A 12,575-nucleotide genomic window follows, 5' to 3' on the forward strand; every position below is an offset into this window, starting at 1 on the left:
GGCGGACGCGACAGCGTCCGTAGGCCCACCAGACGGCACGGCGGCCTCCGGGCCAGCCGTGGCCGGACATAAGCCGCCACAGATCGCTACGCGCTCCCGCAGTCTCAGCGACCGCAGGCCGTCCGGGGCCGATCATCCCGCCAGCAGGGCAAAGCCGCCGGTTCTGAGCCCTCCCGGCGTCTGGGCCCGCGGATGACCGTTCGACAATTCCGCTCAGCGGACCTCAGGGCCCACCAGGTGCCGGATGACCCGGGCCGGGAGGGCGCGACGCTGTTCTGGTCATGCCGATAGGCGATTTGTGCTGGTTTCGAGCCCTCCTGGTGCCTGGGTCCGCGGATGACCGGTCGACAGTTCCGCTCAGCGGACCTCACCGCCCACCAAGTGCGGGATGCCCCGGGCCGGGAGGCCGCGACGCTGTTCCCGTCACGCCGGTGGGCGATTTGTGCCGGTTCCGAGCCCTGCTGGCGTCTGGGCCCGCAGATGACCGGTCGACAGTTCCGCTCAGCGGACCTCAGGGCCCGCCAGGAGCGGGATGACCCCGGCCGGGAGGGCGCGACGCTGTTCCCGCCATGCCGGTGGGCGATTTGTGCCGGTTCCGAGCCCTGCCGGCGTCCTGGCCCGCAGATGACCGGTCGACAGTTCCGCTCAGCGGACCTCAGGGCCCACCTGGTGCCGGAGGCCCCCGGCCGGGAGGGCGCGACGCCGTTCCCGCCGTGCCGGCCCGCGATTCGTGCCGGTTCCGGGCCCTCCCGGCGTCTGGGCCCGCACCCGACCCGCCCACAACCCCTCCCAGCGGACCCGGCCCGGCAGGGTGCCCCCGCACCCTGCCCCGCCGGTCCGCAAAGGGATCAGGCCGGGGACGACGCGCGGCTCGGCGTCAGCGGGGCCGTCCAGGCCAGCCGGCTGCCGCCGGTTTCCGGGCGCTCGATCGTGAACGCCCCGCCCACGCTGCGGGCCCTGGCCGCCAGGTTGCCCAGGCCGCTGCGCCGGCCCTGGTCCGGGATGCCGCGGCCGTTGTCGTCCACCGACAGCATTACCTCGTCGGCCGTGGCGCGCAGCGCCACCCGTACCCGGGTCGCGTGCGCGTGCCGCGCCGCGTTGCTCAGGAGTTCCGCCAGCGCCGCCAGGACGTGGTCCGCCACCTCCGGCGCCACATCCGTGTCCAGCAGCCCCTCCATGGTCAGCTGCGGGGCGAACCCCAGGGAGGCGGCGGCCTCCCCGACGGCCCGGGCGGCCCGCGCCCGCAGGCCCGGCTCCGAGGCCGGATCCGTCGCCCGCAGGCCGAAGATGGTCGAGCGGATGATCTTGATGGTCTCGTCGAGGTCGTTCACCGCACGCGACACCCGGTCCGCCGCCCCCTCGTGGGTGACCAGCCGCGCCGCGCTCTGCAACGTCATGCCGGTCGCGAACAGCCGCTGGATCGCCAGGTCGTGCAGGTCCCGGGCGATCCGGTCCCGGTCCTCCAGCAGCGCGATCTGCTCCGCGTCCCGCCGCCGGTCGGCCAGCTCCAGCGCCAGCGCCGCCTGCCCGGCGAACGCCGTCAGCGGCTGGATCTCCGCATCCGTGAACACCGGTCCGCCCAGGTCCCGGGCCAGCAGCAGCACCCCCCGGTGCCCGTCCGGACCGGTACCCAGCGGTACCGCCACCGCGGGCCCCAGACCCAACCGCGACCACAGCCCCCCGGCGTACCGGTCGTCCTCCGCCAGGCACCCCGACACCGCCGGCAGCCCGCTGGTCCGGCTCGCTCCCGCCAGCGTGCCCGACACGGACACCACGGCCCCGCGCCGTTCGCGCTCCTCCGCCCCGACCGCCAGCTCGACGATCAGACCGTCCGTACCCGCGAGCGGCACCACCAGGTCGGCCAGCCGGGCCCCGGTGATCTCCCGGGCCCGGCGCGCGATCAGTTCCATCACGTCCGTGCGCGGACCGTCCGACAGCAGCCGCTGGGTGATCTCCGCGTTCGCCTCCAGCCACCGCTGCTGGCGCTGCGACGCCTCGTACAGGCGCGCGTTGTCGATGGCCACCCCGGCCGCGACGGACAGCGTCGCGATCACCGCCTCGTCCTCGGCGTCGAAGTCCAGCCCGCCCCGCTTGTCGGTCAGGTACAGATTGCCGAAGACCTCCTCCCGCACCCGGATCGGCACCCCCAGGAAGGTCCGCATCGGCGGGTGGTCCGCCGGGAAGCCGTACGAGGAGGTGTGCGCCGCGATACTGGTCAGCCGCAGCGGCTCCGGGTGCCGGATCAGCTCGCCCAGCAGCCCGTGCCCGGCCGGCAGCGGCCCGATCCGGGCGATCTGCGCGTCCGGCAGACCCACCGTCAGGAACTGCGAGAGCGTACGGCCGTCCGGCCCGATCACGCCCAGCGCCCCGTACTCCGCGTCGACCAGCAGGGCCGCCGCCTCCACGATCCGGCGCAGCACCTGCGACAGATCCAGCTCCCGCCCCACCGAGACCACGGCCTCCAGCAGGCTGTGCACCCGGTCCCGGGTGCCCCGCACCGCGTCGATGCGGACCTGCAGTTCCTCCAGCAGCTCGTCGAGTCTCATCTTGGGAACCTTCGACAGCCCCTGGTCCGCCACGCCCACCAGCCCCTCCTGTGCACTTCACGCCGTGGGCCAGGGTATCGACGGCGGGGGGCGCCCGCAGGACGTTGACCGGCCGATGGGCAGAACGTGCCCCCGGGACCGGCTCAACGCCCCTCCAGTACCTCCAGCACCTCCGCCACCGGGCGCCGGGGCGACGCCGGGCCCGGAGGTCCGTACCCGTACCGGATCACCATCTGTACGTGCCCCGTGCCCCGCAGCGGATCCCTGACGGTGGGCCGGAGTTCGGGCCATTCCAGCGGCTGCGAGGTCATCGAGGTGGCCAGGCCGTCCGCCGTGGCGCGCAGCAGCACCCGGTGCAGTGCCTGCCCCGCCCGCAGCCAGTCCGCGGGCCCGTCGTCCCGCGTTCCCAGCAGCGCCAGGCCCGGCCGCCGCTCGAACACCGCCCGCCCGCGGTCCGGTACGTGCCGGGCGCGGCCGAAGTCCCGTACGCCCGCGGCCCCTCCGGACCGCGCCGGCCCGAAGGCCGCCGCAGGCACGCCGTCGGCCTCGCCCGTACCGGCGCCCCGCATCCACGCGGCGGTCTCGGCGCGCAGCTCTGCGTCCATGTCCTCACGGTGCTCGGCGTCCTGAACCAGCGTCAGCACGGTGTCGGTGTGCCAGTCGTCCGGCACCGTGAGCCGGCAGCCCTCCAGCAGCGCGGCCGCCCGCAGCCCGTCCACGACGGCCTCCGGCACCGCCTCGTCCCGGAACGGGAACCGGCTGGTGTGCCGCGCGCGCAGCGCCGGACGGAGCGCGGCGAGCTCCTCCTCGGGAACGCCTCCCGACAGCCGCACCGAGGCGAAGAGCCAGGGATCGGCGGGGTCGGGCAGCAGCTCCACGGCGCACGACAGCCCGGCCCGGGCGGCGGACACCCGCAGCCCGAACAGCGCCGCCCCGCATCCCAGACGCAGCGCCCGGTGCTCGGGATCGGCGTGCGGGACGGCCCGGCCGGGGTCCCCGCGCAGGTCGAGCGTGCCCGCCCGGTGCCGCAGCACGAACCGCCACGGCTGGGCGTTGTGCATGGACGGCGCACGGACGGCGTCCTCGACGAGCGCCACGACGGTGGCGAGGTCCGGAAGGGTGCTGACCATGGGACTCCTCCTGCCCTCGGTACCCCGCTTCCAGCCTAGGCAGGGGTTCGGACCCCGTAATAGGCCGAACGGCCCCCTCGGGGGGTCCCCACCGGACCTACCGCACGCCGACGCTCACACCTTCTTCACCACGCTGGACTTCAGCTGCATGGCGCCGAACCCCTCGATCCGGCAGTCGATGTCGTGCCCGTCGACCCCGTTGACGAGCCGGATGTTCCGCACCTTCGTCCCCGCCTTGATCCCCGAGGCGCTGCCCTTGACCTTCAGGGCCTTGACCACGGTCACGCTGTCGCCGTCGTGCAGCACGTTCCCGACGGAATCCCGCACCACCCGTTCCTCCGTGGCCCCGGCCTCGCCGGGCACCCACTCGTGCCCGCACTCGGGGCAGACCATGAGCGAGTTCATCTCGTAGGTGTACTCGCTGGAGCACTGGGGACACGGGGGCGGGGTCGCGGTCATGGTGTTTCCTGAGGACGCAGTAGTACGGACGCCCTCACGCTACGACAATGGACGCAGGGCGCGAAGCGCCGGGCCCAGCCGGCCCGCGCCGCTGGAGGAAGCCATGTCACACACGGTCGAATGGCAGGTCCGCCTCTCGCTCCTGGAGGACCGGGGCACGACCAGGGCCAGCCTGGAGGTCGACACCGGCACCGCCACGCTCACCGGCCACGGCACGGCCAGGTGCGCGCCCCAGGACACCGACATCCCGGCGGTGGGCGACGAGCTGGCGGCGGCCCGCGCCCTGGAAGACCTCGCGGTCCAGCTGCGCCGGACGGCGTACGGGGACATGCAGGCGGCAGGCGCGCCCTCGGCGGGCTCGCTGAAGCCGTACGCGGGCTGGCTGGACATGTCGGCGTCGTAGGAAGCCACCCCCCGGGCCCCGGGGCCGGGTGGGAGGGCCCCGGCGCGTGGGGATCGTCGGCGGCCCGTGCATGGGCGGCCTGGCCGGCCCGGAGGCCGCCGAGCCGTCCGGCGGGCCTACGGCCGCTGTCGCGTCCGCCCCCCTCGCGCGTCGCGTCCCCGCGTCGGCCTCCCGCGTCCGCCCCCCTCTCTCTCGTCCGCCCCCCTCGCGCGTCCGCCCCCCGCGCCCCAATCAGCCGGCCGCGTGCCAGACCGTCGTCACGTTGCAGAACTCGCGGATGCCGTGACCCGACAGTTCGCGGCCGTAGCCCGAGCGCTTCACGCCGCCGAAGGGGAACGCCGGGTGGGAGGCGGTCATGCCGTTGAAGAACACGCCGCCCGCCTCCAAGTCGCGTACGAAGCGGGCCACCTCGCCGTCGTCACGGGTCCACACGTTGGAACTCAGCCCGAACGGCGTGTGGTTGGCCCGTTCGACCGCCTCGTCGAGGTTGCCGACCCGGTACAGCGTCGCGACCGGCCCGAACGCCTCCTCCTGGTCGATCCGCATCCGGGAGGTGATGCCGGCCAGGACGGTCGGTTCGTAGTACCAGCCGTGTTCCTCCTGCGGCGGCCGCCGGCCGCCGCACAGCACCTCCGCGCCCTGCTCGACGGCGTCGTCCACCAGCTCCTCCACGTCCGCCCGGCCGCGCTCGGTGGCGAGCGGGCCCACGTCGGTGTCGTCGCGCATCGGGTCGCCGACCCGGAGCGCCGCCATGCCCTCGGTGAACCGGCGCGCGAACTCCTCGTACACGTCGGTGTGGACGATGAACCGCTTCGCGGCGATGCACGACTGGCCGTTGTTCTGCACCCGGGCGGTCACGGCCGTGCGCGCGGCCCGTTCGACGTCCGCCGAGGCCATCACCACGAAGGGGTCGCTGCCGCCCAGTTCGAGGACGGTCTTCTTCACCTCGTCCCCGGCCGCCGCCGCGACGGCGCGCCCGGCCGGCTCGCTGCCCGTCAGGGTCGCTGCGGCCACGCGCGGGTCGCGCACCACCGCCTCCACCTGGGACGATCCGATGAGCAGCGTCTGGAAGCAGCCGTGCGGATAGCCCGCCCGCTCGAACAGCTCACCCAGGTACAGGGCGGTCTGCGGAACGTTCGACGCGTGCTTGAGGAGCCCGGTGTTGCCGGCCATCAGAGCGGGAGCCGCGAACCGCACCACCTGCCAGAGCGGGAAGTTCCACGGCATCACGGCCAGGACCACCCCGAGCGGCCGGTAGTGCGTGCGCACGGAGGACGCGCCGCTGTCCCGTACGTCGGCCTCGGCGGGCCGCTCGTCGGCGAGCAGGGACTCGGCGTGGGCCGCGTACCAGCGCATCGCCTTGACGCACTTGGCCGCTTCCGCGCGGGCCGCGCCCAGCGGTTTGCCCATCTCGGTGGTCATCACCCGGGCGATGGCCTCGTTCTCCTCCTCCAGCAGTGACGCGGCCCGCTCCAGCAGAGCCGCCCGTTCGGCGAAGCCGGTCGTGCGCCACGAGGCGAACGCCGCCGCGGCGTCGGCGATGACGCGCTCGACCTCCTCGGGGCCCAGGGTGGGGAAGGTACGCACCGTCTCACCCGTCGCGGGATTCACCGTGGCCATGGACATGGTCGCCTCCACGTGGGACTCGGCCGCCTCTTCGACCCTCCTCCCTCCCGGCGGCCCGCGCAAACGCGGGGCCCGCCGGGGGGAGGGGCAGGGGTACGGTCACCGGCCACGGGCGGTCCGGCGTTGGGGACCGGCCCCGCGACGGCCCCGCTCAGGTGAGCGTCGGCAGTGCGCCGCCCTCCACGGAGGTGACCTCCACGCCGCGCAGGTCGTGGGACCAGGTGTGGGCCACGGCAGCGAGGGTGGCCGGGCCGGGTGGGGTGCGGCCCAGGCCGATCGCGAAGCGGGCGGTGCGGGGGCCGGTGCGGTACGGGCGCGGCCAGGCGTGCGCGTCCGGTGCCCCGGCCTCTTCCAGGGCGGTCAGCAGGGCGCGCGTCCGGCCCCGTACCCGGCCCAGCAGCTCGTCGAACTCCGCGTCGCCGTGCGCCCGTACGGTCACCACCGCCCAGGCCGCGTGGCGGCGGTGCAGCGGCGGCGGGCCCGCCCAGGCCGCGGTGTCGCCGGCCTCCAGCGCCTCCCAGGCCTGGTACAGCTCCTGGACCAGCAGGTCCCGGAACCCGGGGGAGACCTGCGCCGTGCAGCTGCGTACGGGCGCGGAGGGCGTCAGTACGGTGACGGCGCCCGGTGCCGCGGGCGGCGGCACGGGAACGTCGTCCGGGGCGGTCAGGGACACCGGGGCGTGCCAGTCCCAGGCGGCCCAGGTGGCGTGGAACTCCCGCAGCAGCGCGTCACCTCCGGCTCCCTCGGGCGCGTCCAGCACCGTCCGCGCGGCGAGGACCGTCCAGGCCAGGCCCGGCAGGCCGCCGTGCGGTGCGGAGTCCAGGCCGCGGGTGCGGGCCCAGGCCTTGACCCGCCGGGCCAGCTTCTCGAAGGCGGGCGCGCGGGTGCCGACGGCCTCCCGTACCGCGTCCGCGTCGGACACCGCGCTGAGCGCCACGGCCGCCGCCTCGCCCAGCTCCGTCCGGCGGTCCACCGCTGCGGCCGGCGGGAGCGGGCCGGCACCGACCACGACCAGGTCCACGTCGAGACCGCCGAGCGCGAACCGCAGCCCCGGGACGCGGGCGCCCCGCACCTCGCGGAGCCGGGTGAGGTCCGGCAGCGCGGCGGCGAGCCGGTCCGCCACGGCTGCGGCGTCCGCGGTCCCCGGCAGCACCGCCACCAGGTCCAGGTCCGCACCGGGCAGGGCGCACCCCATCCGGCGCGACCCGACGACCCGGACGACGGCGTCGTCCAGCACCCGTGCCACGGCCAGGGCCCCCACCTCCCCGGCGTCCGGTGCCGGGGCATCCGCCGAACCCGCCGCCGGCAGGGCACCCGCCGCGTCACCGGAAGCCCCGGCACCGGCCTCCGCCGCAGCCCCAGCGCCGGCATCCCCGGCCCCGGCACCGGCCTCCACCGCGTTCACCACCCCGGCATCCCCGGCCCCGGCCCCGGCACCGGCACGGGCGCCGGCACGCTCGGCCCCCGCCCGTCCCGGTGCTCCCGCCCCCTCCCCGGACTCCGGCAGCCACCGGACCTCGCCCGTCCCCAGGGCCACCGTCGCCCGGACCCGCATCGGTTCGTCGCCGCGGCGTGAGAGGAGGGCCAGGTCACCGACGCGGGCCGTCGACGGGGCGTCCGCCAGGGCTTCGGCGCAGGCGGCCGCCACCCGCTGCGGGTCCTCGGTACGTCCCAGCGTGAGGTGCGGGGTGAAGCCGCCGGCACGGCCCCGGCAGCGGGGGAAGCGGGCGACCAGGGCGGCCCGCAGCGCCTGCCACGGGGCGTCGCCGTCCGCGGCCGGGTCGAGCCACACCGTCGCGTCCTCGCGGTGCCCGAACGTGTCCACCCCGGACAGCCGCACCGGGAAGGAGGCGGTGCCGGCGGCCACTTCCGCCACCAGACCCGCGGCCCGCTCGAACTCGTGCTCCGGCACGAAGCCGAACAGCAGGTTCACGTGCGGCGGCCACCGCCGCACCGCCGGGTCGTGCGCCAGTCGCAACTCCTGCACGAAGGGCCACAGTTCGCGCGGCGGCAGCCAGGCGAGCGCGGTGCGCACGGTCGGCGGCACATCCAGCACGTCCAGCACGGGCGCGGCCGGAGCGTCGGCCGACTCCGGTTCCCCGTACGACAGTTCGGCCCGCACCCCGTAGTGGTCCGAGACGAAGAGACCGTCCGGGTCCGGCGCGTCGCCCAGCAGCCCCGCGCCCGTCACCCGGGCGGCTCCCCGCAGCAGGATCCGGTCCAGCCGCGAGGCCCGCCCCGAGAGGGAGGACACGGCGGCCAGGGGATTGGCGGCCGGATCGAAGGTCGGGGTGGCGTCGCCGGGCCCGTACGCCTCCTCCCACGCGTCCCGCAGCCCCAGCGCGGCCGCCGGCCCCGCGTCGCCCGCCCGGCCGTCGTTGAAGTCGCCGAGCAGCACCACGTCATCCGGCACCGACGCCAACGCCTCGCCCAGCCGTGCCAGTTCCTCCTCGCGCCGCTGCGGCCCGCGCTCGGAGTGATCGCTCGTCAGATGCGTGGCCGCCACCGTCAGCGACCCGGCCCCCGTGTCCAGCACCGCGGCCGAGACGGCCTTGTGCGGGCCGAGCACCTGGACGCCCGCCTCCCGGACCGGCAGCCGGCTCAGCACCACCAGCCCGTACTCCGCCACGTCCCGGCCCGCCGGGTCGGCGGTCAGCGTGTACCCGGCCCGCACCCAGTCGGCGGCGAGGAGCCGGACCAGCAGGGCGGGCTCCACCTCCTGGAGCGCGATCACGTCCGCGTCCGCCTCCGCCAGCGCGGCCAGCAGTCTCGGCCGCCGCAGCTCGGTGCCGATCCGCTCCGCGTCGTACCGGTCCCACAGGGTGTTCCAGGTCAGCAGCCGTACGCCGGTCCGCACGGGAGCGGCCGCCGGGCCCGTACCGCCGTCCACCGGCCGCCAGGCGTCGCCGTCCCACGCGCAGGGCGTGCGGGCGGCGAAGAACGGCGCACGCAGCCGCCGGGGCTCGCGCACCCGGCCGGCCTCCGACACGCCCACCCGGTCCAGGCCGCTCGCCCGGTCCCACACCAGCTCGCCGTCCGCCTCCACGAACAGCACCCGGTGCCAGGGGATGTCGCCCCCGGGGACGAACGCGGGCAGCGGGATCCGCTTCGGCGGCGCCCCGCGCTGGAGCAGCCCCAGCACGAACCGCGCCGGATCGAACCGCGGATCCCAGCGCACCTGGTGGTAGATCTCCTCACTGGTACGCATCAGTCACCCACACCCCACACATCGCTGTCTCCACGGGAGTCCCACGGCTCCCGCTCCACCAGGCCCCCGGCCCGGTCCCCGATCCCGCCGTCCGGACCGGCGTACCAGGTCCGGTGCGCCCGCCCGGGGTACGGCGGGCCGTACCGGCGCAGCTGCCGCTCCAGCACGGCGGCGGGCACGGGGTGCGGCCGGACGGCGTTGCGCCGTACCAGTTCATCCTCGCCCACCACCGCCAGCACCTGAGTGACCAGCGCATTCCGCCGCCGGGCCGCCTCCAGTACGGGCGTCCGCTGGCGCTCGGTGAGCGAGGTGGTGTCCCACACCACCGTGCCGCCGGCGGCCAGCGCCGCGTCCAGCCCGGTCAGGCCCTCCCGCAGCACCGCCGCGTTCGCGGACTGGTCGGCCCGGTCGCCGCGGTCGGCCCGCAGGTCGTCAAGGGAGACGCGGACCGCCCCCGGGATCCGCGCGGCCACCGTGCTCTTGCCGCTGCCCGACGGGCCGACGAGCTGGAACAGCCGCGGGAAGCGGCCGTCCCGCCACCGCCAGGTCAGCGCCACCGCCTCCGGAACGGTGGAGATCCGGCCCGCCGCGTACGCCTCACGGGCCTCGGCCCAGCAACGGTCGGCCGCGTCGCCCGTCACCCCCGCCCCCTCGAGCGCCTCCCGCAGGCCCTCGCGGAGGGGACCGAGGGGGTCCTCGCCCAGCAGGCCCGCCTCGTCGGCGACCAGCGCGGACCACTCCACCCGCTCACGGGCCGGGTCCGTACGCCCGGCCGGGACGGCGGCGGCGACGGCGTGCAGCACCCCGAGGTCGGCGGCCGACGCCATCCGCAGCAGGCCGGACCGGCGCTCCTCGTCCGGGAAGGGGGCGTGCAGCAGCGGGTGCAGCCCGGCCAGGTCGGCGACCCGGCGTGCCAGGGGCATGCCGAGCGGGCCGGCCAGGCGGGCCATGAGGCCCGCCCGCGGCCGGTCGTACGCGGCTGCGGCGAGCAGTCCGGCGAGCCGGCCGTCCCCGGTGCGGCCGAGCACGTCGACCCGCTCGGCGGCCGCCCGGACCACGTCGTCCCGGGGTACGCCCTCCGCCGGACCGGCCCCGGCCGCCGGGCCGGCCCCCGGTCCCGCACCCCAAGCCGCACCTCCACCCGCATCAGCACCGGCACCCTTCGCCACACCGGCACCCGTCTCCGCGCCCAGCCCCGCGGCCGCGAGCAGCGCCCGGGCATCCGGGGTGGCTCCCGAGCGGGCGGCCCACAGGGGCGCGGCCGGCCCGAGCCCGTTCTCGACCACCGCCGCGTGCATCCAGTGCGTACCGGTCGTGACGTGCCGCGGCCGCACCCACTTCGCGACCCGCGCCCCGAACTCCGCGCGGGGGAAGCCCTCTGCGGTGCGCACCACGTAGCCCTCCTCGCGGGAGGTGTCCACGCGCAGCCGGCGCAGGGCGCGTTCGTCGAAGGTGCCGCGCCACAGCACCCGGGGCGCGGGCACGCCGAGCCGCCGCAGGAAACGGACGGTGTCGTCCCAGTCCAGGCAGCGGTCGGCCGCGTCCCACACCGAGAACCCGTAGAAGTAGCCGTCGAGTTCGTCGTACGCGAGGGAGTGCCGTGCGTACAGGTTCTCGCCGCACACCCGCCACCCGGCCGGGATCCCCGCCCCGACCCGGCCCTGGAGGGCCTTCACCCAGGCGCGGGAGGGGTGGTGCGCGGAGTCGAGCGAGCGGGCGTGCAGCCCGTCCGCGTAGAGGGTGGTGTTCTCCCCGTCGAGCTTCTCGGTGACGACCACCTCGCGCCCGTCCAGCCCGCCGAGTCCGCCGACCCGTACGTCGTCGCCGGAGGCCCCTGGTGACCAGGGCAGATGGGGGGTCCGGGGATAGTGCGTGCGCATGGGGCGTCACTGTAGGAACCGGACACCACACCTGGCGACCGAATAACCCACCCCGGCCTCGGCTCCCGGCCTCGGCTCTCGATCTCACCCCCCGACCTCACCCCCCGACCTCACCCCCCGGCCTCGGCTCTCGATCTCACTCCCCGACCTCCCCCGACCTCCCCCCGACCTAGGCTCCCGACCTCGGCCCCCGACCCCGGCCCCCGCTCCCAAGTCCGGCCCCGCTCCCGCCCCCGCCGAACTAGCCCGTCCCCTCCGTCCCTTCCTCCGCCCCCGCCACCGTCACCACCAACTTGCCGCGCCCGTGCCCCCGCCCCAACTCCCGGAGCGCCTCCGGCGCGTCCCGCAGCGCGAAGGTGCGGCTGATCACCGGGTGGACGGTGTCCGCGGCTGCGAGGTCGGCCAGGACCCGTACGTCCTGGCCCCGCTCCACCGCGACCAGCGCCTTGGTGCGCTGCCGGGCGAACGGCGACGGCAGCGACGCCCGGAGGGTACGGCCCAGGGTGCCGAAGAGGCGTCCGCCGCCCTCCGCGCCCACGATCACCAGCGTGCCCGCCGGCCCGAGCACCCGGCGCAGCTCGGCCGGCGGCCGGTTGCCGGCGGTGTCGAGGACGAGGTCGTACCCCGTGCCCACGGCCTCGAAGGGCTCGCGGGTGTAGTCGACCACCCGCTCCGCCCCCAGGGAGAGGACCAGCGGAGCCTTGGAGCCCGAGCACACCCCGGTGACCCGGCCGCCCCCGGCCCGGGCGAGCTGGACGGCGTACGAGCCCACCGCGCCGCCCGCCCCGATCACCAGCACCCGCGCCCCGGCGGCCGGCGGACCGCCCGCCCGCAGGGCCTGCAGGGCGGTGCCGCCGGACACGGGCAGCGCGGCGGCCTCGATGAAGCCGAGCCCGGCCGGTTTGGCGGCGAGCCGGTCCTCCCGGGCGAGCGCGTACTCGGCGAACGTCCCCCTGCCGGTGCCGAGCACCTCGTCGCCGGGCCGGAACGCGGTGACGCCGGAGCCGACCGCCTCGACGGTGCCGGCGAGTTCCGTGCCCCTGACACGCTGACGGGGCCGCGTCAGGCCGAGCCCGAGACGGGCCACGGCGGGCAGCCCGGTCATCATGTGCCAGTCCCCGATGTGCGCCCCGGCCGCCCGTACCCGGACCAGCACCTCCCGCGGGCCCGGCACCGGCACGGGAACCTCGGCGAGCCGCAGCCCGTCCGCGGAGCCGTAGCGGTCCTGCACGATCGCCTTCATCCGCATCCCGTCCTTCCGGCGGGGTCGGGCGCCCGACGCGCCGCCGTCCCCGCGCGAGGCACCGCAGCACCCTCGCCCAC

Annotated in this window: 8 protein-coding genes; 1 reads left to right on the forward strand and 7 read right to left on the reverse strand. The window is 76.3% G+C overall.

What is annotated here, in order from left to right; all coding sequences use genetic code 11:
• Positions 1–848 precede the first annotated feature (848 nt).
• From ACIQUR_RS32555 to ACIQUR_RS32565, 3 genes are all read right to left on the reverse strand, one after another.
• Positions 849–2,546 carry a GAF domain-containing protein gene (locus ACIQUR_RS32555; RefSeq protein ID WP_403672327.1) on the reverse strand — a complete coding sequence of 566 codons (1,698 nt, stop codon included), beginning with the start codon at positions 2,544–2,546 and terminating at the stop codon, positions 849–851.
• 143 nt (positions 2,547–2,689) lie between these two features.
• On the reverse strand, positions 2,690–3,676 hold the full coding sequence (locus ACIQUR_RS32560) for an Acg family FMN-binding oxidoreductase (RefSeq protein WP_403672330.1): 987 nt from the start codon (positions 3,674–3,676) through the stop codon (positions 2,690–2,692).
• A 114-nt stretch (positions 3,677–3,790) separates the two neighbouring features.
• Positions 3,791–4,135 carry a zinc ribbon domain-containing protein YjdM gene (locus tag ACIQUR_RS32565; RefSeq protein WP_403672333.1) on the reverse strand — a complete coding sequence of 115 codons (345 nt, stop codon included), beginning with the start codon at positions 4,133–4,135 and terminating at the stop codon, positions 3,791–3,793.
• A gap of 103 nt (positions 4,136–4,238) precedes the next feature.
• Here ACIQUR_RS32565 and ACIQUR_RS32570 point away from each other — a divergent pair, with 103 nt between their 5' ends.
• Complete coding sequence (locus tag ACIQUR_RS32570) at positions 4,239–4,538, forward strand: dsRBD fold-containing protein (RefSeq protein ID WP_403672336.1); 300 nt, start codon at positions 4,239–4,241, stop codon at positions 4,536–4,538.
• A gap of 231 nt (positions 4,539–4,769) precedes the next feature.
• Here ACIQUR_RS32570 and ACIQUR_RS32575 read toward each other — a convergent pair whose 3' ends face one another.
• The 4 genes from ACIQUR_RS32575 to ACIQUR_RS32590 all read right to left on the reverse strand — a co-directional run bounded on the left by ACIQUR_RS32575 (position 4,770) and on the right by ACIQUR_RS32590 (position 12,495).
• Positions 4,770–6,164 carry an NADP-dependent succinic semialdehyde dehydrogenase gene (locus ACIQUR_RS32575; protein WP_403672338.1) on the reverse strand — a complete coding sequence of 465 codons (1,395 nt, stop codon included), beginning with the start codon at positions 6,162–6,164 and terminating at the stop codon, positions 4,770–4,772.
• A 151-nt stretch (positions 6,165–6,315) separates the two neighbouring features.
• A complete protein-coding gene (locus ACIQUR_RS32580) occupies positions 6,316–9,372 on the reverse strand; it encodes a poly(A) polymerase (RefSeq protein WP_403672341.1) in 3,057 nt (1,018 codons plus the stop codon).
• The gene (locus ACIQUR_RS32585) at positions 9,372–11,252 is read right to left on the reverse strand and encodes an RNA ligase family protein (RefSeq protein ID WP_403672344.1); all 1,881 of its coding nucleotides are present in this window, start codon (positions 11,250–11,252) and stop codon (positions 9,372–9,374) included. The genes ACIQUR_RS32580 and ACIQUR_RS32585 overlap by 1 nt, the downstream gene beginning before the upstream one ends.
• Positions 11,253–11,493: 241 nt before the next feature.
• Positions 11,494–12,495 (reverse strand): NAD(P)-dependent alcohol dehydrogenase, encoded by a 1,002-nt coding sequence (locus ACIQUR_RS32590; RefSeq protein ID WP_403672347.1) that lies wholly within the window; start codon positions 12,493–12,495, stop codon positions 11,494–11,496.
• Positions 12,496–12,575 lie beyond the last annotated feature (80 nt).

Origin of the sequence: Streptomyces sp. NPDC101132 (assembly GCF_044759225.1) — a bacterium.
In the GTDB taxonomy this organism is placed as follows: Bacteria; Actinomycetota; Actinomycetes; order Streptomycetales; family Streptomycetaceae; genus Streptomyces.